At 72.7% G+C, this 21496-nt stretch carries 19 protein-coding genes; 11 read left to right on the plus strand and 8 right to left on the minus strand.

The features are described from left to right. Positions 1-11 precede the first annotated feature (11 nt). The 3 genes from B0I32_RS10970 to B0I32_RS10980 all read left to right on the plus strand — a co-directional run bounded on the left by B0I32_RS10970 (position 12) and on the right by B0I32_RS10980 (position 6109). Entirely contained in the window at positions 12-1181 is a 1170-nt protein-coding gene (locus tag B0I32_RS10970; protein ID WP_219911730.1) for an RNA-guided endonuclease InsQ/TnpB family protein, read from the plus strand. 106 nt (positions 1182-1287) lie between these two features. Next, entirely contained in the window at positions 1288-3162 is a 1875-nt protein-coding gene (locus B0I32_RS10975; RefSeq protein ID WP_106237418.1) for a propionyl-CoA synthetase, read from the plus strand. 115 nt (positions 3163-3277) lie between these two features. Continuing rightward, entirely contained in the window at positions 3278-6109 is a 2832-nt protein-coding gene (locus B0I32_RS10980) for an NACHT domain-containing protein (RefSeq protein ID WP_106237420.1), read from the plus strand. 114 nt (positions 6110-6223) lie between these two features. Here the strand turns inward: B0I32_RS10980 and B0I32_RS10985 are convergent, their stop codons facing one another. Genes B0I32_RS10985 through B0I32_RS11000 form a run of 4 tightly spaced genes read right to left on the minus strand, consistent with a single transcriptional unit; the run spans position 6224 to position 9787 of the window. Next, positions 6224-6817 (minus strand): response regulator transcription factor, encoded by a 594-nt coding sequence (locus tag B0I32_RS10985; RefSeq protein WP_106237423.1) that lies wholly within the window; start codon positions 6815-6817, stop codon positions 6224-6226. Further along, positions 6814-8178 carry a sensor histidine kinase gene (locus B0I32_RS10990; RefSeq protein WP_146178124.1) on the minus strand — a complete coding sequence of 455 codons (1365 nt, stop codon included), beginning with the start codon at positions 8176-8178 and terminating at the stop codon, positions 6814-6816. Before B0I32_RS10990 ends, B0I32_RS10985 begins: the two co-directional genes overlap by 4 nt. Beyond that, the gene (locus B0I32_RS10995) at positions 8175-8897 is read right to left on the minus strand and encodes an ABC transporter permease (RefSeq protein WP_106237428.1); all 723 of its coding nucleotides are present in this window, start codon (positions 8895-8897) and stop codon (positions 8175-8177) included. Before B0I32_RS10995 ends, B0I32_RS10990 begins: the two co-directional genes overlap by 4 nt. Then, a complete protein-coding gene (locus B0I32_RS11000) occupies positions 8894-9787 on the minus strand; it encodes an ABC transporter ATP-binding protein (protein WP_106237431.1) in 894 nt (297 codons plus the stop codon). Before B0I32_RS11000 ends, B0I32_RS10995 begins: the two co-directional genes overlap by 4 nt. A gap of 217 nt (positions 9788-10004) precedes the next feature. Between B0I32_RS11000 and B0I32_RS11005 the strand changes: the two genes are divergently transcribed. Genes B0I32_RS11005 through B0I32_RS11015 form a run of 3 tightly spaced genes read left to right on the plus strand, consistent with a single transcriptional unit; the run spans position 10005 to position 12770 of the window. Continuing rightward, positions 10005-10892 carry a hypothetical protein gene (locus B0I32_RS11005; RefSeq protein ID WP_245955750.1) on the plus strand — a complete coding sequence of 296 codons (888 nt, stop codon included), beginning with the start codon at positions 10005-10007 and terminating at the stop codon, positions 10890-10892. Between the two features lie 33 nt (positions 10893-10925). Continuing rightward, a complete protein-coding gene (locus B0I32_RS11010; protein WP_245955751.1) occupies positions 10926-11858 on the plus strand; it encodes a hypothetical protein in 933 nt (310 codons plus the stop codon). 21 nt (positions 11859-11879) lie between these two features. Further along, complete coding sequence (locus B0I32_RS11015) at positions 11880-12770, plus strand: hypothetical protein (protein WP_245955752.1); 891 nt, start codon at positions 11880-11882, stop codon at positions 12768-12770. On the opposite strand, the gene B0I32_RS11020 is transcribed toward B0I32_RS11015, so the two are convergent. Continuing rightward, positions 12755-13912: a UDP-N-acetylglucosamine--N-acetylmuramyl-(pentapeptide) pyrophosphoryl-undecaprenol N-acetylglucosamine transferase gene (locus B0I32_RS11020; RefSeq protein ID WP_106237440.1), complete on the minus strand. Its 1158-nt coding sequence runs from the start codon at positions 13910-13912 to the stop codon at positions 12755-12757. The genes B0I32_RS11015 and B0I32_RS11020 overlap by 16 nt on opposite strands. A gap of 4 nt (positions 13913-13916) precedes the next feature. Next, positions 13917-14732 (minus strand): formylglycine-generating enzyme family protein, encoded by an 816-nt coding sequence (locus B0I32_RS11025; RefSeq protein ID WP_106238215.1) that lies wholly within the window; start codon positions 14730-14732, stop codon positions 13917-13919. A gap of 141 nt (positions 14733-14873) precedes the next feature. On the opposite strand from B0I32_RS11025, the gene B0I32_RS11030 reads away from it, so the two are divergent. From B0I32_RS11030 to B0I32_RS11040, 3 genes are read left to right on the plus strand one after another with little or no spacing between them, the layout of a single operon-like run. Continuing rightward, a complete protein-coding gene (locus B0I32_RS11030; protein WP_106237442.1) occupies positions 14874-16148 on the plus strand; it encodes a cytochrome P450 family protein in 1275 nt (424 codons plus the stop codon). 10 nt (positions 16149-16158) lie between these two features. Continuing rightward, the gene (locus tag B0I32_RS11035) at positions 16159-17118 is read left to right on the plus strand and encodes a Ppx/GppA family phosphatase (protein WP_106237444.1); all 960 of its coding nucleotides are present in this window, start codon (positions 16159-16161) and stop codon (positions 17116-17118) included. Positions 17119-17176: 58 nt separating this feature from the next. After that, positions 17177-17533, plus strand: coding sequence for a hypothetical protein (locus B0I32_RS11040; RefSeq protein WP_106237447.1), 357 nt, complete (start codon positions 17177-17179; stop codon positions 17531-17533). Positions 17534-17719: 186 nt separating this feature from the next. Here the strand turns inward: B0I32_RS11040 and B0I32_RS11045 are convergent, their stop codons facing one another. Further along, complete coding sequence (locus tag B0I32_RS11045) at positions 17720-18139, minus strand: ATP-binding protein (protein ID WP_245955753.1); 420 nt, start codon at positions 18137-18139, stop codon at positions 17720-17722. Between the two features lie 75 nt (positions 18140-18214). Beyond that, complete coding sequence (locus tag B0I32_RS11050; RefSeq protein WP_106237452.1) at positions 18215-18784, minus strand: TetR/AcrR family transcriptional regulator; 570 nt, start codon at positions 18782-18784, stop codon at positions 18215-18217. Between the two features lie 92 nt (positions 18785-18876). Here B0I32_RS11050 and B0I32_RS11055 point away from each other — a divergent pair, with 92 nt between their 5' ends. After that, positions 18877-20451, plus strand: coding sequence for an MDR family MFS transporter (locus B0I32_RS11055; protein WP_245955754.1), 1575 nt, complete (start codon positions 18877-18879; stop codon positions 20449-20451). A gap of 110 nt (positions 20452-20561) precedes the next feature. Further along, positions 20562-21491, plus strand: coding sequence for a GNAT family N-acetyltransferase (locus B0I32_RS11060; protein ID WP_106237456.1), 930 nt, complete (start codon positions 20562-20564; stop codon positions 21489-21491). The last annotated feature ends 5 nt before the right edge of the window (positions 21492-21496 follow it).

Here is a 21496-nt window from a genome sequence, read left to right on the forward strand (position 1 = left end):
GGATTCGAGGCGTGGCGCAGACCGTGAAGCGGGCTTTCAAGTACCGCTTCTACCCGACCCCCGAGCAGGCCGAAGAGCTTGCCCGGACGCTCGGCTGCGTCCGCCTCGTCTACAACAAAGCCCTGGAAGAACGGACCCGCGCCTACACACGGGAAGGCAAGCGCGTCTCCTACGTGGAGTCGTCGGCGATGCTCACGCGGTGGAAGCGCAGCGGCGAGTTCGGCTTCCTGTCCGAGGTGTCGTCGGTTCCTCTTCAGCAGGCGCTTCGCCATCTTCAGGCCGCGTTCGCGAACTTCTTCGCCAAGCGGGCCAACTACCCGGCCTTGAAGTCCCGTAAGAAGTCGCGGGCGTCGGCCGAGTACACCCGGTCGGCGTTCCGCTGGTGGGACGGCCAACTGACCCTGGCGAAGATGAACGCGCCTTTGGCGATCGTGTGGTCGCGTCCGCTGCCCGAGGGGGCGCAGCCGTCCACGATCACTGTCTCCAAAGACGCGGCCGGGCGTTGGTTCGTGTCCATCCTGGTAGAAGAGTTGATCAGCCCGCTTCCTGCCATCGCATCGAAGGTGGGGGTCGACGCCGGGATCACCGCGCTGGCCACCCTGTCCAGCGGCGAGAAGATCGTCAGTCCTTGTCACGAGCGCCGCGATCGGCGCAGACTCGCCAAGGCTCAGCGGGCGCTGGCCCGCAAGGAGAAGGGGTCGAACAACCGGGCCAAGGCCCGCCTGAAGGTGGCCCGCGCTCACGCCCGGATAGCCGACCGCAGAAGGGATCACCTGCACAAGGTCACCACACGGCTTGTTCGCGAGAACCAAGTGATCGCCGTGGAAGACCTGACCGTCCGTAACCTGGTCAAGAACCGCCGCCTGGCCCGCGCCATCTCCGACGCCGCATGGCGGGAACTCCGCTTCATGCTGGAGTACAAAGCGCGCTGGAACGGGCGGACGCTGGTGGCGGTGGACCGCTGGTTTCCCTCCAGCAAGCTGTGCTCGGCGTGCGGGGCCGTGCAGGAGAAGATGCCGCTGAACGTCCGGGAATGGAGCTGCGCGTGCGGCGCGATCCACGACCGGGACGTCAACGCGGCCATGAACGTGCTCGCCGCCGGGCTGGCGGAGAGCCGAAACGCCTGTGGAGCTGGTGTAAGACCTCAACGAGAGTCCTCTCGGGCGGGCAAGCGGCGATGAAGCAGGAACCCTCACGGGCGACCGTGGGAATCCCTTTCCTGTGGGAAGGGGAGGATGTCAACCGTCCTATCTTGCGCCATGGGCCGACGGCTGTTCTGATCGACAAGTGAGCGCTTATGACGAGGCATACCGGCGGAGCATCGAGCGGCCCGAGGAGTTCTGGGGCGAGGCCGCGCTCGGGATCCAGTGGGATCTCGCGCCCGCCACCGTCCACGCCGGCGGCCGCTGGTTCCCCGACGGCCGGCTCAACACCTGCCACAACGCCGTCGACCGGCACGTCGCGGCCGGTCGCGGCGCGCAGGCGGCGCTGATCTACGACAGCCCCGTCACCGGCACCACGCGCTCCTACACCTACCTGGAGCTGCTGGACGAGGTGAGCAAGGCCGCGGGCATGCTGCGCGACCTGGGCGTGGCGGCCGGCGACACCGTGGTGATCTACATGCCCATGGTGCCGGAGGCGGTGGTCGCGATGCTGGCCTGCGCCCGGCTCGGGGCGGTGCACTCGGTGGTGTTCGGCGGGTTCGCGGCCCGTGAGCTGGCCGTGCGGATCGACCACGCCAGGCCCAAGGTGGTGCTGTCGGCCTCCTGCGGGATCGAGCCGGCCCGCGTGGTGGCGTACAAACCGCTGCTGGACGCCGCGCTGGAGCAGGCCGGGCACCGGCCGGACCACTGCGTGATCCTGCAGCGGCCCGAGAGCCCGGCCGAGCTGACGCCGGGCCGCGACCTGGACTGGGTGGCGGCCGTGGGCGGCGCCGAGCCGGCCGGGTGCGTGAGCGTGGCCGCGACCGACCCGCTGTACATCCTCTACACCTCCGGCACCACCGGCACGCCGAAGGGCGTCGTGCGCGACAACGGCGGCCACGCGGTGGCGCTGCAGTGGAGCATGTCCCACGTGTACGGCGCCGCCCCCGGCGAGGTCTTCTGGGCCGCCTCCGACGTCGGCTGGGTGGTCGGCCACTCCTACATCGTCTACGCGCCGCTGCTGGCGGGCTGCACGACCGTCCTGTACGAGGGCAAACCCGTCGGCACCCCCGACCCGGGCGCGTTCTGGCGGGTGGTGTCCACGTACGGGGTGCGCACGCTGTTCACCGCCCCGACCGCCTTCCGCGCCATCAAAAAAGAGGACCCATCCGGCAATTTCGCGAAAAAGTATGACCTGTCGGCGCTGCGGTACCTCTTCCTGGCCGGCGAACGGCTCGACCCCGACACCTACCACTGGGCCTCCGACCTGCTCGGCGTCCCCGTCATCGACCACTGGTGGCAGACCGAGACCGGCTGGCCCATCGCCGCCAACAGCGTCGGCATCGAACGGCTGCCGATCAAGCCGGGCTCGCCGACCAAGGCCGTGCCCGGCTGGGACGTGCACATCCTCGACGCCGACGGCAACGACTGCCCGCCCGGCGCGGAGGGCGCGGTCACCGTCAAGCTGCCGCTCCCGCCCGGCGCGCTGCCCACCCTCTACCGCGACGACGACCGCTTCGCCCGCTCCTACCTCGACCGCTACCCGGGCCACTACCTGACGGGCGACGGCGGCCACCTGGACGACGACGGCTACCTGTACGTCATGGGCCGCATCGACGACGTGATCAACGTGGCCGGCCACCGCCTGTCCACCGGCTCGATGGAGGAGGTCATCGCCGCCCACCCCGACGTGGCCGAATGCGCCGTGATCGGCGTCGCCGACGAGGTGAAGGGCCAGCTCCCGATGGGGTTCGTGGTGCTGAAGGCCGGGTCGGAGCGCGGTCAGGAGGAGATGGAACGGGAGCTGGCCGCCCTCGTCCGCGAGCGCATCGGCCCCGTCGCCGCCTTCCGCCGCGCCGTCGTGGTGAGCAGGCTGCCGAAGACGCGCTCGGGCAAGATCCTGCGCGCCACGATGCGCGACATCGCCGACGGCAATCCGTACACCACGCCCTCCACCATCGAGGATCCCGCGGCCCTGCCCGAGATCGCCCGGGTACTGAGCGACACGGGCGGGCACTGACAAGGCACTGAAGGAACATGACAGGCAGGTAACGTTCGGATCGTCCTGGTTCAAGATCCTGCGCTGATCGGGGCGTTCAGCGCATGATGGGACATCCCCCTCCCCGGGAGAAGGCATGATCGAGACCCCGAGCTACGCCGACGCCCTGCGGATCCTCGGGTGCAAGGACGGCAGGCTCGTCAAGGTGATCGGACTGGCCTCGGCCGCCGAGCGCACCGGCTGGGCCCTGGCGGGCGGACCACGGCTGACGATGAACCTGCGCGACCTGCGCGACGGCGTCATCGCGTACGGCGAGGACGTCGTCCGCCGCATGCCGGAGCTCAAGACCGGCGTCGACCGCTTCACCCGCACCCAGCGGCTGGCCGCGGCGCACGCCGCGGTCGTCGTGGCGGCCTACTTCGAGGCGCTCGGCGAGGCGCAGCTGCCGTTCACCCTCGACCAGCTCGACCGCGGCGAGCGGATCTCCCACGGCGTGCCGACGGCCGAGCGCTTCGCCGGGCTGGTCGCCGCGCTGCTGCTGGAGCGGCTGCCCACGCCCGAGCCGCACGTGCCCTACGCCGAGACCCGTCAGGCCGTGGAACGTGCCTACCTGCGTATGTCGGACGCCTTGGGCGCTTACGTGCGCGGACTCGCCGTCTGGGATGAGTTGTCCACCGACGACCGGCTGCTGCTGCCCCGTCTGCTCGAAGAGGGGCCGCCCGCGCACGCGCTGCGCATCTACGACGAGGACTACCGGTCGCTGGCGCTCGAGAGCCACGAGTTCGGGGTGCGCAGCCTGGTCACCGAGACGCCGCCGCCCGCCACGGCGCTGTCGAGGGTGGCCTGGCTGCTGGCCGAGCTGGCGCCGCCCCGGGTGGGCGACCGTCCCCTGATCCACCAGGTGCGGATGGCCGCCAACGCGCTCGACCGGCCGCTCCTGCTGGCCGGCAAACATCCGGAGGACGTCTCGCTGCCGCTGCTCGGCGAGGGTTACCTGAGCCCGCGCTGCCGGGTGGCCGAGCTGACCCGCGACTCCCTGCCCGCCCTGCGGAGCTGGTGGGACGACCAGCGGCTGCTCGCCGACACCGAGGCGTTCCTGGCCGGGCACCTCACCTCGCTGCGCGCCACCCAGGCGCCGCTGCTCGTGCTCGGGGAGCCGGGCTCGGGCAAGACCAAGCTGGCCGAGGTGCTCGGCGCGCGGCTGGCCAGGTCGGAGTTCCTGCCGATCAGGGTGGAGCTGCGCGCCGTACGGGCCCGCGCCGGCGTGGTCGAGCAGGTCGAGCAGGCCGTCGCGGAGGTGCTGGGGGAGGAGGTCTCCTACGCCGACCTGGTCGCGGCCGGGGACGGCGCGATGCCGGTGATCCTGCTGGACGGGTTCGACGAGCTGGTGCAGGGCGAGCTCAGCCGCTACGACTACCTGGAGCGCCTGCGCGAGTTCCAGGCCAGGGAGGCGGCGCAGGGCAGGCCCGTCGCGGTCATCGTGACCGGCCGCACGGTGGTGGCCGACAGGGTCCGCTTCCCCGCCGGGCTGCTCGCGCTGCAGCTGCAGCCGTTCGGCGACGATCAGGTACGCCAGTGGCTCGACATCTGGGACCAGGCCAACCGCGCTCTGCTCGCCCGGCGCGACCTGAAGCCGCTGCCCGCAGAGGCGGCGCTCGCGCACGGCGAGATGGCCCGCCACCCGCTGCTCCTGCTGCTGCTCGCCCTCTACGACGCCGGCGGCAACGCGCTCCAGCGCGAGCACGGGCCGCTCCAGCGGGCCCGGCTGTACGAGGTCCTGCTGCGCGACTACACCGAACGCGAGACCGGCGGCGCCCACCGCGTCGAGATCGACCAGGAGCTGGTCCTGCTCGGCGCCGCCGCCCTGTCCATGCTGGCCAGAGGCAGCCAGGTCATCACCGACGAGGCGCTCCAGCGCGACCTGCCCGCCCTGTGCCACGGCGGCGAGGAGGAGCCGGGCGAGGAGGAGGAGCGGATCGACTGGGCCCGCAAGGCCACCGAGCGCTTCTTCTTCGTCCGCAGGAAGGGTCACGCGTTCCTGCACTCCACGTTCGGCGAGTTCCTGGTGGCCTGGCTGACCATGTACGCGCTGCGCGACCTCGACCGGCGCAGCCGCCTGGCCGGGGACGAGCCGCTGGTCCTGGCCCAGGCCGTGGACGACGACCTGCTGTACGCCGTCACCTCCCACTCGTGCCTGGCCGAACGGGGGCCGACGGTCGGCTTCATCCTGGAGCTGCTGGACCAGGTGCCCTCGGAGGTGCGGGCCCGCTGCGTGGACCTGCTGGCCGGGTTGCTGCGCCGCTCCCTGTACGAACGGCCCAGGCGGCACTTCACCGGGTTCCGCCCGGTACGCCACACGATGACCCGGCGGCTGGCCGCGTACTCGGCGAACCTCACCCTGCTCGTCGTCGCCGCCTCTGAGGAGCCCGTCCGGGTCTCCGCGATCCTGCCGGGACCCGACCCCATGGAGCGCTGGTCCTCGCTCACCCACCTGTGGAAGGGCCAGCTAGGGCAGGAGGGCTGGACCGGGCTGGTCGCCGCCCTGTCGGCGCACCGGGTGTGGGAGGGCGGGCAGGAGGACGTCGTGCTCGGCGGCGGCACCGAGCCGACCGGCATGGGGGACGTCGTCGTCGCGGTCGCCACCGGGCACGCGCCCCGCCACCGCCGGCTGCTCGACCTGCTGCTGCGGGCGCTGGGGGAGGGGCGGGCGCTGCCGTACGCCGACCGGGTCGGCATCCTGGAGGAGCTGCTGCGTACGGTCGCGGTCCGGTCGCCGGCCATGCACCAGGCCCTGGGCGCCATGTGGAACGAGGAGGGCGCCGACCGCGCCGGGCTGCGGCCCCTGCTCCAGGCCCTGCTCGCCGATCCGGCCGGGCGGATGGAGACGTGGGAGCAGCTGGTCAAGGCCGGCATCCCGGAGACGGCCCTGTGGGAGATCCACCAGAACGCCCTCATGCCCGGCGACTGACGGGTCCCTCCCGGCCCGCCCCTAAACGGCCTGCCCCGAAACGGCCCGCCCCGAGCCGGCCCGCCTCGTCGCGGCGGGTCTCCCGTGACGATCACATCAGCGCGCCCCGGCGGGTCAGAGCCAGCCGCGTGACTCCGCCACCCGTACCGCCTCGGCGCGGTTGCGGGCGCCCGTCTTGCCGATCGCCGCGGACAGGTAGTTGCGCACGGTGCCCTCCGTGAGGAACAGCCGCCTGGCGATGTCCGCCACGGTGGCCTCGCCCGCCGCCACCCGCAGCACCTCCGCCTCCCGCTGGGTGAGCGGGCTGGGGCCGGTGGTGAGCGCGGTCACGGCCAGCCGGGGATCGATGACCCGCTCGCCGGCCAGCACCCGCCGCACGGTGGCCGCCAGCTCGGCGGCCGGGGCGTCCTTGACCACGTAACCGGCCACGCCGGCGTCGAGCGCCCTGCTGAGGTAGCCGGGGCGGCCGAATGTGGTGACGATGACCACGCGGTGGCCGCGGAGCTGCTCGGCGACCGCCAGGCCGGACATCCCGGGCATCTCGATGTCGAGGAGGATCACGTCGGGCGCGTGCTCCCGCGTCGCGGCCGCCACCTCGTCGCCCCGGCCGACCTCGGCCACGACCTCGATGTCGTCCTCCAGCGAGAGGAGCGCGGCCAGGCCGCCCCTGACGAGGTCCTGGTCGTCGGCGATCAGCACCCGGATCACGGCCCACCCGCCCGCGTCGCGTTCGCCTGCGTCGCGTTCGCCTGCGTCGCGTTCGCCTGCGCCGCGTTCGCCTGCGCCGCATTCGTGGGCGTCGGGTTCGCCTGCGTCGTATCCACCCGCGCCACATCCGCCTGGTGTGCCTCCAGCGGGACGCGCACCCGCAGCAGATAGCCGCCCTCGGGCCGCGGCCCCGCCTCCAGCCGCCCGCCGGCGGCCCCGACCCGCTCGGCCAGCCCGGCCAGCCCGCTCCCCGCCCGCGCACCCCTCCGGGCGGGCACGCCGTCGCCGTCTCCGACCGCGGTGGCGAGGTCGTCGTCGCCGGGCGGGGTGCGTGCGGCGGCGGTCTGGTGGCCGTGGTCTCCGGGCGCGGTGGCCGGGGCGGGGTGGCCGTCGTCGACCACCTCCAGGGCGGCCGAGGTCTCGTCCAGGCGCAGGGCGATGCGGCAGTGGCGGGCGCGGCTGTGGCGCAGGACGTTCGTGGCGGCCTCCCGTACGGACCAGGCGAGCAGGGCTTCGGCGGCGGCGGGAATGGGCCCGTCGGCGGGGGACACCGTCACCTCGATCCCGGCCACCCCCAGATTACGGCTCGCCCCCTCCAGCTCCTCCGACAACGACGGCGCCCGGTACCCCGTGATCGTCCGCCGCACCTCGTCGAGCGCCCGCCGGGCGGCCCCTTCCACCTCGGTCATCTCGGCGGCGGCCCGCCCGGGGTCGGCGGGCGCCAGCCGGGCGGCGAGCTGGCTCCTGATCGTGATCGAGGTGAGCGTGTGCCCCAGGGTGTCGTGCAGGTCCCTGGCGAAGCGCAGCCGCTCGTTCTCCACGGCCAGCCGGGCGACCTCCGCCCTGGCCGCGTCCAGCCGGGCCACCAGCAGGCCCATGTGCCGCAGGCTGTGCACGGCGCCGGCCTGCGCGGCGATGACGAGCGGCACCCACCAGACCTGGGCCGGCGGCGCCCCCGAGACCAGCAGCGCGGTCACCTCCACGGCGGCGGTGGCGGCCGTCGCCGCGGCGAAGGCCCCGGTGGGCAGGGTGGCGGCGAAGGCGCTGACCGCGTACACGAACGACGTGTACGCCCACGGCGGCCCGAACAGCGGCAGCAGCGCCAGCCCCGACCCCGCCAGCCCGGCCACCGCCCACGGGTTCGACGTCGTGGCCCGGGAGCTCAGCATCCGCCACATGATCGCCACCCAGCAGGCCGCGAACACCGCGACCCCGCCCAGCGCCGCGATCACCGCGAGCGGTTCCGGCCCCCGTTCCATGAAGGCCCACAGCGGCCAGCCGATCAGCAGCAGCCAGGCGCACGCCCCGGCCCTGGCCGCCGTCCGTCCCTTGGCGAAGTCGAACTCCCGCACCGGCGTCACAACGCCCGACGGTAACGCCAGACGGCCAGCGCGCAGAAGAGCAGCGTCCAGGCGGCCAGCACGGTGAGCGAGGTCCCCGTGGGCGGCAGGCCGTCCAGCGCCCGCCAGCCGAGCGACCCAGCCTGGTAGGCCGGGCTGAGCTCGGCCAGCGCCCGCATCCCGGCCGGCATGGCCTGGACCGGCAGCCACAGCCCGCCGAGCACCGACATGGCGAAGTAGACGATCATCATGGCCAGGTTCGCGACCTGCCCCTTCAGCGTGTAGCCGAAGGCGACGCCGAGCGCCGCGAACGGCAGCACGCCGGCCCAGATCAGCACCACCAGGACGGGCCAGGTGCCGGCCGGCAGCCGGACGCCGGACAGCAGCGCCCCCGCGCCGAGCACCACGACGATGCTCGGCAGCACCGTCACCGCGCCGCTGACCAGCTTGGCCGTCACGTAGCCGTGCGCGGGCAGCGGCGTCACCGCGAGCTGGCCGAGCCAGCCCTTGCTCCGCTCCATCGCGATGGCGCCCCCGATGAACAGCGCGCCGCCCATCGCGCCGTACGTGGCCATCGACACCATGGAGTAGGCCGCGAAGTCGTCCATCTGCCCGCGCGGCACCACGTCGAGCACCTTCGTCCACAGCAGGTAGAGCCCCAGCGGGAAGAACGTCAGCATGACCAGCCCCACCGGATTGCGTAACCCGCGCACCAGCTCCAGCCTCAGATACGACCTCATCGGCTCCGCCGTCCCGTCAGGCTCACGAACGCGCTCTCCAGGTCCACGCCCTCGATCCGCACGTCCTTGACGTCGTCGTAGCCGCGGAAGAGCGCGCGCAGCGTCGCGTCCGGGTCACCGGTCCGCAGCCGCACCGCCCGGCCCTCCACGCTCACGTGCCGCACGCCCGGCAGGAGCTCCAGCTCCGCGGGGTCGGCGTGCTCCAGCACGCAGCGCACCTCGTCGCCGCCGACCAGGGACTTCAGCTCGGCCACCGAGCCGTCCGCGACAACCCGCCCGCCGGCGAGCAGCACGATCCGGTCGGCGTAGTCGTCGGCCTCGGTCAGGTAGTGGGTGGCGAAGACGGCCGTGCGGCCCTGTCCGGTCCTGGTCCTGATCTCCCGCCACAGCGCCCGGCGGCCCTCCACGTCCAGCCCGACGGTCGGCTCGTCCAGCACGAGCAGCTCCGGGTCCCCGGCCACGCACAGCGCGAACCTGACCCGCTGCCGCTGCCCGCCGGACAGCCGCCCGACGGGCCGGCGGGCCAGCTCCTCGATGCCCGCCGCCCGCAGCGCCCGCTCAGGCGGCGGCGGGTCCGGGTACATCCCGGCCACCGCGGCCACCAGCTCGCCCACCCGTACGTCCTCCAGCAGCCCCGACTCCTGCGGCAGCACCCCGACCCGGCCCGCCCGCAGCGCCTCGGCCGGCGGGCGGCCGAGGACCCTCGCGGTGCCCGAGGCGGGGGCGCGCAGGCCCAGCGCGATGGACAGCAGCGTGCTCTTGCCGGCCCCGTTCGGGCCCAGCACCGCCACCGTCTCTCCCCGGCCGACGTCCAGGTCGACGCCGCCGAGCGCGGTGATGGGGCCGTAGGTCTTGGTCACGGCCCGCAGTTCCAGCGCGTTTCCCTTCATGCGCCCAAGCCTGACCGGGCAGGTGGGGGCGGGTGTAGTGCCGTATGTCAGCCGGGCCCGTATGACGGACGTCATGCGCTCGCCCGCGCGGCGGGGCCCCCGCCGCGCCGGCCGCGGTTTCATCGGACTGTCCTTTCGGAGGCTGACACTCCGCCGAAATGGCACGTAATATCCACACATCACGAGCGTTGGGGGCGCCAGGGTGCCAGGACAGAACGTGGGTGTGGTCGTCGATCCGGGTGTGCCGCCGGAGATCGCCGGGCTGTTGCGGTCCAACGTCTCCTTACTGTCCAGGATCAGGGCCGGATGGGTGCCGCCCGCCGTGGCGGCGCCGCAGCGGCGCCGTGGTCCCTCCAGCGCGCTGCTGCTGGCCGCCACTCCCGTCGTGATCGCCCTCATGGCCGTCCTGCTCGCCTCGCCGGTCGCGCCCGCCGGGTTCGTGCTGCTCGGCACGTACGTCTTCATCGTCCTGGTGAAGATCGCCTCCATGAGCGAGGTGCCCGAGGACGACCGCCCGCACGAGCGCGGCGTCTACGAGCAGGCCCGCTGGTACGACGGCCGCTACCTGCTGCCGGAGGACTTCGACCACGACGCCAGGATGGTCCTGACCAGGGCCCAGCGCGCCATCGGATCGGTCCTGCGCTCCCACGTCAACGCCGAGGGCATGCTCGACGACGCCCGCAACGCCGTCATGCTGCCCGCCCAGGAGTGGGAGATCGCCCGCCTGCTGGCCAAGCTGTCGGCGCTGCGCCTGGAGCACAGGGAGCTGCTGGCCAGGGGCATCGCCCCCGAGGTGGCCGCGGTGATCGAGCCGCTCGAACGCGCCCTGGTCAACAGCGAGGCCGCCGTGGTCGCCCGGGTCGAGGCGCTGGAACGCTACGCCGGGCACGTCGCGGAGGCCGAGCGCGCCTACCACGCCCGCGGCCAGATCGAGGAGCTGCGCGCCCGGCTGCCCCGCTACGAGGAACTGCTCGCCGAGTCCGGCGCGGACAAGCTGGCCGTGCCGGAGATCGAACGGCTGGCGGAGGACGCCGACGTCCTGGAACGCACGTTGCGGCGCAGCGTCGACTCCGCGCACGAGGCGTTCCGCTACCTGGAGAGCTGACACCCGGACAGAAGGGCACATAGGATCGGTAACGTGGCCGGACGTCCTGCGAAGGTGATCGTCGATCCGGCGGTGCCCGACGACGCCGCGGGCCTTCTCCGCGACAATCGCAAGATCCTGCTGCGGGTCCACGCCGGCTGGGAGCCCGCGCACAAGCGCCACCTGCCCGTGGCGGGGCCCATGTCCAGCCGCACGTTCCGGCTCGCGATCACCCTGGCGGCCGTCGTGACGGCGCTCGGCGCGGCCGTGTACGGGCTCGTGCTCTTCGTCGCCGAGCGCTACACCCCCTTTGCGGTGATCATGACGGGGGCGGCGCTGCTGTTCGTCAGCGTGCTGCTGCGGCCCAGGACGGACGTCGAGGCGGAGCGGCGGCGGGCGCGCGAGCACGAGGTCTACGAGGCCGCCCGCCGGCACGAGGGCCGCTACGTGCTGCGCGAGCGGCTCGACGACCCCGCCAGGGCGCTCATGTCCCGCGCCCAGGCCGCCATCGACCAGGTCATGGCGTCCCACGTGAACGCCGAGGGCCTGCTCGACGACGTACGCAACGGCGTGATGCTGCCCGCGCAGGAGTGGGAGATCGCCCGGCTGCTGGCCAAGCTGTCGGAGCTGCGCGCCGAGCACCAGGAGGTCGTCTCCGAGGGCGTCACCCCCGAGGTGGCCGCCGTGGCCGAGCCGCTCGCCCACGCGCTGGACAGCAGCCAGCGGGCGGTGCTGGCCCGCGTGGAGGCCCTGGAACGCTACGCGGGCCACGTCGCCGACGCCGAGCGCGCCTACCGGGCCAGGCACCAGATCGAACGTCTCAGCTCCAAGCTGCACCAGTACGAGGAGCTGGTCGCGGAGTCGGGGGCGGACGGGTTCGCCGTGCCGGAGCTGGACCGGCTGACCGACGAAGCCGGCCGGCTCGAGCAGGCGCTGCGCGACAGCGTCAGCTCGGCACACGAAGCATTTCGACACCTCAACGACTGATTTACCTTAGGATCCGGATTCGTGGCGGATGTGGTGGTAGACCCCGGAGTGCCGCCGGAGGACGCCCGACTGCTCAGGGAGAGCCGGCGTGTACTGATCAAGATGCGCCACGGCTGGGTCCCCGAGCCGCGGCGATCGGTCTCCGGCCTGCGCGCCCGCAGGATCGCCTCGCTCGGCGGCGTGGCCTTCTTCGGCCTGCTCATGGGAGTGGGCTTCCTCGGCCGCGGCCTCGGCCTGCTGCTGCTCGTGCTGCTCGGCATCCCGCTGATGATCGTGCTGTTCATCCGCAGCGACCTGGCGGAGGAGGACGACGACGAGGAGGACTACGAGCGGGAGGTCTACGAGCAGCTGCGCTGGTACGAGGGCCGCTACGTGCTCCCCGACGACCTCGACGAGTCCTCCGCCCGCATCCTGGGCCGCGCCCAGCGCGCCATCGCCGCCGTCACCGGCTCCCGGGTCAACGCCGAAGGGCTGCTCGACGACGTGCGCAACGCGGTCATGCTGCCCGCGCAGGAGTGGGAGATCGCCCGCCTGCTGGCCAAGCTGTCGGCCCTGCGCACCAAGCACAGGGAGACCGTCTCGCAGGGGCTCACGCCCAAGGTCGAGGCCGTGGCCGCACCCCTCGCCCGGGCGCTGGACAGCAGCGAGGACGCCGTACTGGCCCGGGTCGAGGCGCTGGAACGGTACGCCGCCAACGTGGCGGACGCCGAGCGGGCGTACCTGGCCCAGCACCAGATCGAGGAGCTGCGCGGGCGGCTGCACCAGTACGAGGAACTGGTCGCCGAGACGGGGGCGGACGGGTTCGCCGTACCGGAGCTGGAACGCCTGGCCGAGGACGCCGACCGGCTGGAGCAGGCACTCCGGCGGAGCGTGAGCTCCGCCCAGGAGGCCTTCCGCTACCTCGACCCGTGAGCTCCCGCCGCGGCCGGGTGGTTGGCGGCGTCCAGCAGCACGTCGCACAGGGCGTCGGCCGCGTCCAGGCGCCCCAGCCCGGCCGCCGCCTGCCCCATCGCCTGCCGCAGCCCGGGATCGGCCAGCAGCGGCATCAGCTCGGCCAGCAGCATGTCGCCCGTGGGCCGCGGTTCGAGCAGCGCCCGCGCCGCGCCCGCCGAGGCCAGGTAGCCGGCGTTCTTGCGCTGCTCGTCACCCCCGGTCGGGATGAGCGGCACCAGCACGGAGGGCTTGCCGATCGCGGTCAGCTCCGACACCGTGCCGGCCCCGCTGCGCGAGATCACCACGTCGGCCGCGGCGAACAGGTCGGCCAGCTCCTCGCCCACGTAGGGCACCGGATGGTAGCGGTCGGCCAGGTCAGGCGGCAGCGGCACCGCCCGCATCTCGTCGATCAGCGCGGGCCCGCACTGGTGCACGATCTGCGCGTGCTGCAGCAGCCGGGGCAGGATCTCCGCGATCAGCGTGTTGATCTGCCTGCTGCCCTGCGCGCCGCCCGTCACGTAGATCAGCGGCACCTCGAACGTCAGCCCGAACAGGTCGTAGGCCGCCGCCCGGTTGCCCTGCAGCAGCGCGGGCCTGATCGGGTTTCCGGTCACCACGGCCTTCGGCCGGGCCGAGGCGGGCAGGTAGTCGAGCGACGACTCGTGGGACAGCGCGATCCTGGTCGCCAGCCTGGCCAGGATGCGGTTGGCCAGCCCCACCACCGTGGTCTGCTCGTGCATCACCAGCGGCCGGCGGATCAGCTTGGCCGCCACCCCGATGGGGACCGCCACGTAGCCCCCCGTCGACAGCACCACGTCGGGCAGGTAGCGGGCGGCGTGCCCGACCGCCTGGAACACCCCCACCGGGATGCGGAAGACGTCGGCGATGTTGGTGCCCAGCTCTTTCAGGTTGGGGCGGCGGCGCAGCTTTCCCGTGGTGATCGCCTTGAACGGGATGCCGTGCTCGGCGGTGATCCGCGCCTCCAGGCCGCTGGCCGTGCCCACCCAGAGCACGTCGTGCGGCACCTGACGTCGCTGGACGGCCGACAGGGTCGTCAGGGCCGGATAGGTGTGACCACCGGTGCCGCCGCCGGTGATCAGCAGTCGCAGGGTTCGTGACATGCGATCAGAGTATGGCCGCACAGCGGAACCCCGTGTGCCCGGTCGAGGAGTCCGGCGTGTTCGAGGTGCGCGCGGCCACCCGGTAGCGGTTGCAGTAGGAGTCGTGGCACATGTACGAGCCGCCGCGGATCACCTTCCCCGGCCCCTGCCCGGGCCCCGTGGGATTGTCGGCGTACGGCTCCCACTCCGTGCCCCACCAGTCGGCGGTCCACTCCCAGACGTTGCCCGAGACGTTGTAGAGCCCGTAGCCGTTCGGCTGGAACGACTTGACCGGCATCGTCCCCTTGCTCGGCGCGGACGGGAAGGGGCCCTCCCAGATGTTGCAGCGGCGGCGGCCCTTCGGCGCCAGCTCGTCGCCCCACGGGTAACGCCTGCGTTCGAGCCCGCCCCTGGCCGCCGCCTCCCACTCGGCCTCGGTCGGCAGCCGCTTGCCCGCCCAGGTGGCGTACGCGGTGGCGTCGTTCCAGGAGACGTGGACGACCGGATGGTTCTGGCGGTCGCCGTTGGAGGAGCCGGGGCCCTCCGGCGTCCGCCAGGTGGCCCCCTCCACGCCCGCCCACCAGGGCGCGCCCGGCACGGTCGCGTCGATCACGCCCGCCCTGGCGAACTGGCGGAACACGAACGACCAGCCGATCCGCTCGGCCTCGGTGACGTAACCGGTGTCCTTCACGAACGTGGCGAACTGCGCGTTCGTCACGCACGCCGGATCGATCATGAAGGGGTCGAGCCTGACCTGCCGCACCGGCCCCTCGCCGTCCTCGGGCCGCCCGTCAGGATCGTCCCCGCCCACGAGGTACGTCCCGCCGGGAACGCGCACCATCCCGCGCGGCGCGGCCCGCCGCGCGGTGATCGTCACGGTCTCCTCGTACGGCCCGCCGGAGTCCTCCCTGCTCGGGCCACAACAAGCGCTCACCCAACCCCCCAACGTGTCACGACACCAAGGAAGGGTAGTCCCTGTACCATGCCCACGATCACACGGCCGGCGCGGGTGACGGCGGCCGAGTCGCTGGCCGTGGCCGCCACGCTGGTTCTGCCGGCCCTGGCGCAGGGGGCCGTGGTGCGGCGGCCCTCCATGGTGCGCCTGGCCGCCCTGAGCCGCGCCGAGGACCGCGCGATCAGGCTCCTGCGCCGGCTGCGCGCCGCGCACGGCGACGACCCGCTGCTGGTGCCCGTGCCGGGGCGCGGGTGGGCGATGCTGCCGCTGTCCTCGCGCGACGTGCGCGCGGTGCTGGAAGACCGGGCGTTCAGCCCGGCGAGCGTGGACAAACGGGGCGCGCTCGCGCACTTCCAGCCCGACGGCGTGCTGATCACCACCGAACGCGACCTGCGCGACCGCCGCCGCGCCCTGAACGAACAGGTCCTGCACACCGGCGGGGTCCCCGTCGCCGGGATCGCCGCCGAGGAGGCCGCCACGCTGCCCCGGCAGGGGACGCTGACCTGGCCGCTCTTCCACGCCGCCCACTGGCGGCTGGCGCGGCGGGTGGTGCTCGGCGACGGGGCCCGCCGCGACGTGACCCTCACCAGGCAGCTCGACCGGCTGCGCCGCGACGCCAACTGGGCCTGGCTGCGCGGGCAGCGCACCGACGTGCGCAACGCGTTCCAGCGGCGGCTGGCCGCCCACCTCGCCAGGGCCGAGCCCGGCAGCCTGGCCGGGGAGCTGGCCCGTACGGAGGCGGCGGCGGACGTGCACGCCGAGGGGCAGGTGCCGCACTGGCTGTTCGCCTACGACGCCGGCGCCATGGCCGCCTACCGCGCCCTTGCCCTCCTGACCACGCCCACGGGCCGCCGGGATCAGGGCTCCCATGATCGCGGCGCGGAGGGGGAGGCGGGGGTGCCGGGGCCCGATCTGCTGCGGGCGGCCGTGCTGGAGTCCGTGCGGCTCTGGCCCACCACGCTCGCCATCCTGCGCGAGGTCACCGGCCCCAACCCCTGGGACCTCCCGGCGGGCACGACGGTGGTGATCCACAGCCCGTACGTCAACAGGGAGGAGCCCGGCGGCTCCTACCGGCCCGAGCTGTGGCTCGGCGGCGGCCGGGACACCTGGGCGGGGGTGCCCTTCAGCGGCGGGTTCGCCCGCTGCCCGGGGGAGGACCTGGTGGTGTCCACCTCGGCCGCGCTGCTGGGCGCGTTCCTGCGCGAGCGCGAGGTCAGGCCGTCGGTCACCCTGGAGAACCCGATGCCCGTCACGTTCGATCACTTCCGACTGCGTTTCACGATAAAAGCCGCAAAACGGTAGCGTTTTCCGCATGCGACTCGGCGTGCTGGACATCGGCTCGAACACCGTCCACTTACTGGTGGTCGACGCCCACCGGGGCGCCCGGCCCATGCCCGCCTACTCCCACAAGGTGGACCTGCGCCTGACCGAGCACCTCGACGAGGAGCACCGGCTGGGCGAGCAGGGCGTCGAACGGCTCGGCCGCTTCGTCGAGGAGGCCGTGCACCTCGCCGAGGACAAGGGCGTGGAGGAGCTGCTGGCCTTCGCCACCTCAGCCGTGCGCGAGGCGGCCAACGGCGAGCAGGTCCTCGCCCGGATCGACGAGCGCTGCGGCGTGCACATCGAGGTGCTGTCCGGGCGCGACGAGGCCCGGCTGACGTTCCTGGCCGTGCGGCGCTGGTTCGGCTGGTCGTCGGGGCGGCTGCTCGCCTTCGACATCGGCGGCGGCTCGCTGGAGATCGCCGCCGGCGTGGACGAGGAGCCCGACGCGGCGGTGTCGCTGCCGCTGGGCGCGGGACGCCTCACCCGCGACTGGTTCACCGGCGACCCGCCGCCCGCGGACGAGGTGCGCAAGCTGCGCAGGCACGTACGCGCCGAGATCGCCCGCAACGTCGGCGACATCGCGAGATACGGCGTGCCCGACCGCGCGGTCGCCACCTCCAAGACCTTCAAGCAGCTGGCCAGGATCGCCGGCGCGGCGCCCTCCAGCGACGGCCCGTACGTCTCCCGCTCGCTGTCCCGCCAGGACATGGCCGACTGGGCCGGCAAGCTCACCACGATGGGCTCCGCCGAGCGGGCCCGGCTGTCGGGCGTGTCGGAGGGGCGGGCGGCGCAACTGGCCGCGGGGGCGCTGGTCGCGGACGCGGCCATGGACCTGTTCGAGGTGGACCGGCTGGAGGTGTGCCCGTGGGCGCTGCGCGAGGGAGTCATCCTGCGCCGGCTCGACGTGCTGCCCGGCCGGCTCGACCAGCGCGACGGCGGGACGGAGTAAGCCCGATCTATCCCTCTTCGCTGGCATGAACTACTGGTGAGTGGGCATTTCACGCCGAATGATGACACTGCTCGGCGCGCTCGGGACCCTGGCGGTCGTCCTCCTCCTCATCGTCCTCGCGGTGCTGCTCATCGCGGGCGTCTCGATGGTCGTCCTGCTGGTGATGGCGGCCTCGCTGACCCGCTGGAAGGGGTGGTGGAACCGGCTGACCCGGCGCGACCCGGCCACAGGGGAGGCGGAGCCGGAGCCCGAGACGGCCGCCGGGGAGGCGGAGCCCGAGACGGCCGCCGGGGAGGAGGAGCCCGAGACGGCCGCCGGGGAGGCGGAGCGGGAGCCCGGAACGAGGCCCGGCGAGGAGACGGCACCCACAGGGCTGCGGATGGAGCTGAGCGGAGCCCGGAACTCCCGGTCATGAGGCGGTCATGAGGGTGGTGCGGGTCTCCGCACCACCACGGGGCGGTGCGGCGTCCCGGGGCCGGCACGGCCGTGGGGGCGCGGGCCGGCGGGGCTTACGCAGTCCGGGCGCCGGACGCTCGTGCGGCCTGAGCCCGGATGCCGCCCGCCAAGGGCCTGAAGTGGTCGCCTGATGCCTAGGAGGCGCCTAGGTGGTCATCAGCTGCTGCCCGGCCGCCCCCGGCGCGTACCGCAGGCGTTTCTCCAGGCAGACCACCGCTCCGTGTTCTCTTCTGTTGGTGAATCGGATGTCGTCGGCGAGCGCGCGCATGATCTGCAGCCCGCGTCCGTGCTCGGAGCCGGGCTCGGGCGCGGACACCTTCTCGGCGTCGAACCCGTCGCCGGTGTCGACCACCCTGATCACGCACAGGTGGTCGTGCACCGACGCGCTGACCGTGTAGTCGTCGCTCGGCGCCGCGTGCTTGATCACGTTCGAGCACGCCTCGGTGAGCATGAGTTCGATGTCGTCGCGGACCTGTGGCTCGACGCCGAGCGACCGCAGCGTGCCGTCCAGCATCTGCCTGATGAGCGGGACGCTCGCCGCATCCCTGGGCAGTCGGAGCGCCATCGTAGCCTCCACCGCACCTCCTTACGTCCGGATGCGTGCGGTGCTCCTGCCCTCAAACCCCTGCGGCAATCGTCCTCAGCGATCGGGGGCCCCGGAGCCGGCGGGCTCCAGCAGGCGGAAGGCCACCTCCAGGCAGGCTTTGTGGATCTCGTCCTCGGACAGCTCGCCCTCCTTCAGCAGCCACTTGCCCGCGTGCATGGCGAACAGCGCCAGCGAGTGGCTGACCCGCTCGGCGGGGGTGGCGTCCGGCTCGCTGATCTGCGAGGTCAGCTCGATCATCCGCTCGCGGATCCTGATCAGCGTGGGATGGTCGCGCAGCGCGGTCTGGTTGCGCTCCATGAATCTGGAGATCCCGAGGTGCCGCTCGCTCCTGACGCTCTCCGCGTAGCGCGTGACCAGCTCACGGCGCATCTCCGGCGTCCGCGGCCGGCTCCTGACCCACTCGAGCAGCTCCTCCAGCTCCTCCAGGCGCTTGTCGACCAGGCTCGCCACGATGTCGTCCTTGGTCTTGAAGTGGTAGTAGAGCGCGGCCTTCGTCACCCCGAGCTCCTCGGCGATCTCCCGCAGCGAGGTCGCCTCGTATCCCTGCTCGGTGAAGAGCCTCAGTGCGATCTCCTGGATCCGGGTTCGCGTGTCTTCCCGCACTTCGCACCTTTTCGACTTGACGGCCGGCAAGTAAGTATCTACATTCTACGCTTGCCGGTCGGCAAGTAAGTACAGGGACACGGGGGTGTGTGGTGGCGGAAACAGTCGGACGACGCCGCGAGGTCATGGTCGTCCTGCCCGGCTTAATGCTGGCGATGGTCCTGGCCATGCTGGACAACATGATCGTGGGCACGGCCATGCCGCGCATCGTGGGCGAGCTCGGCGGGCTGACCCACCTGTCCTGGGTCGTGACCGCGTACGTGCTCGGCACCACCGTCTCGACCCCGATCTGGGGCAAGATCGGCGACCTGTACGGGCGCAAGAACATCTTCATCATCTCGGTCGTCATCTTCATGGCCGGCTCCGCCCTCTGCGGCATGGCCGGCTCGGACCTGCTCGGCGGCCCCGACGGCGGCATGGCCGAGCTCATCGCCTTCCGCGCCGTGCAGGGCCTGGGCGCCGGCGGCCTGATGGTCAACGTCATGGCCATCATCGGCGACCTCGTCCCGCCCCGCGAGCGCGGCCAGTACCAGGGCATCATGGCCGGCGTCATGTCGCTGGCGATGTTCGCCGGCCCCCTGGTCGGCGGCTTCATCACCGACCACCTCGACTGGCGCTGGGCCTTCTACGTGAACCTCCCGGTCGGCGCGGTCGCGCTCGTCCTGCTGGTGCTGACGCTGCGCCTGCCGCGGGTGGAGCGCGGCGACGTGCGCATCGACTGGGCGGGCGCGGGCCTGCTCTCGGTGAGCATCACCGCGATGGTGCTCATCACCACCTGGGGCGGCAACGAGTACGCCTGGAGCTCCTGGCAGATCCTCGGCCTGGCGGCGCTCGCGGTCCTCACACTCGTGCTCTTCATCATGGTCGAGCGCAAGGTCGCCGAGCCGATCATGCCGCTGCAGCTGTTCCGCAACCGCAACTTCACCCTCATCTCGGCCATCGGCTTCCTGCTCGGCTTCGCCATGTTCGGCGCGATCAACTTCCTGCCGCTGTTCCAGCAGATGGTGCAGGGCGCCACGGCCACCAACTCCGGCCTGCTGCTGCTGCCCATGATGGGCGCGGCCATGGTCGTGTCGCTCTTCGTGGGCAGGGCCATCACCAGCACGGGGAAGTACAAGATCTACCCGGTGATCGGCGGCGTGGGCATGGCCGCAGGCATGGGGCTGCTGTCCACCATGGGCGTCACCACCCCGTCCTGGACGACCGGCGTGTTCATCGCGGTGCTCGGGATCGGCATGGGCTTCCTCATGCAGACCACGATGCTCATCGCGCAGAACAGCGTCGAGCAGCGGGACCTGGGCGTCGCCAGCAGCGCCTCCACGTTCTTCCGGTCGATCGGCGGCTCGTTCGGCGTCTCGCTGTTCGGGGCGATCTTCAACAACCACCTGCTGTCGGAGCTGACCGGGCGGTTCGGCCCCGAGGCGGCGGAGCGCATGGCGACGGCGGGCGCCCGGATGGACCCGGCGGCCGTCGCGCAGATGCCGGCCCAGACGCGCACGGGGCTGCTGGAGTCGCTGGCCGCCTCGATCTCCGGGGTGTTCTGGTGGGCCATCGCGTTCGCGGTCGTCGTGCCGGTGCTGGCGGCGTTCATCAAGGAGATCCCGCTGCGCGGCGCCGTCCCGGTGGACGCCTCGGAGGACAGGACGGTCGCCCCCGCGGCGGGCTGACGGCGGTCGGACGGCCCGTCGGGCAGGCGGGCTGACCTCGCCCCGTACAGGAGGAAAGGCCGGCGGAAAACGGGAGGCGCGCGGCGGCGGGGGCGGGGACAATCCCTCCCATGCACACCATCAGCCGGCCGCGGCCCGACGACGCCGGGGCCATCCACGAGCTCGTCGCCGCCAGCGACACCGCGGTGATCGGGGCATCGGACTCGACGCTCGAGGACATCGCGGACGACCTCGTCGAGCCCGGCTTCGACCTCGACCGGGACGCCTGGCTGGCCCGCGACCCCGGCGGCCGGCTCGACGGCTGGGCCTGGGTGGTCCGCAACGGCGAGAGCGACCTGGTCGACGTCGAGGTGATCGTCCGGCCCGGCGTGAGCGGGCTGGAGGAGCGGCTGTGGGAGGCCGTGCTGGCCCGCGCGGCCGAGCACCGGACGGACGGCGGTCTCGACGCCGTCACCCTGCACGTCGGCGTCTACCGCGCCGACGAGGCCAAGCGGGCGCGGATGCGGGAGCGGGGCTTCGAGCCGGGCACCAGCTACCACCGCATGCGCATCGACCATGACGGGCCGCTGGAGCCGCCCGCCGCGCCGCCCGGGCTGACGCTGCACTCGGGGCTGGACGAGCAGGTGCGCCGCGAAGGGCACCGCGTCTACCAGGAGGGCTTCGCCGAGCACTTCGGCTTCGTGGCGACGCCCTACGAGCGGTGGCACGAGCGCAGGGAGGCCATGAGCGTCACCGACTGGAGCCGGCTGGCGCTCGCCCGGATCGACGGCCGCCCGGCCGGGGTGGTGATCGGCAACGACGCGTTCCTGAGCGACGAGGGCTGCGGCTACGTGGCCACGCTGGCCGTCCTGCCCGAGTTCAGGGGCAGGGGCCTCGGCAGGTTCCTGCTGCGGCACGCCTTCGCCGCCGACGCCGCCGCCGGCCGCAAGGGCACGATCCTGCACGTCGACTCCAACAACACCACCCCGGCGCTGGGTCTGTACGAGTCGGCGGGCATGCGCCGGATCATGGCCATCGACGTCTGGCGCCGCCGCCTGTGACCTGG

It is taken from the genome of Nonomuraea fuscirosea (assembly GCF_003001935.1).
Classification (GTDB): domain Bacteria; phylum Actinomycetota; class Actinomycetes; order Streptosporangiales; family Streptosporangiaceae; genus Nonomuraea; species Nonomuraea fuscirosea.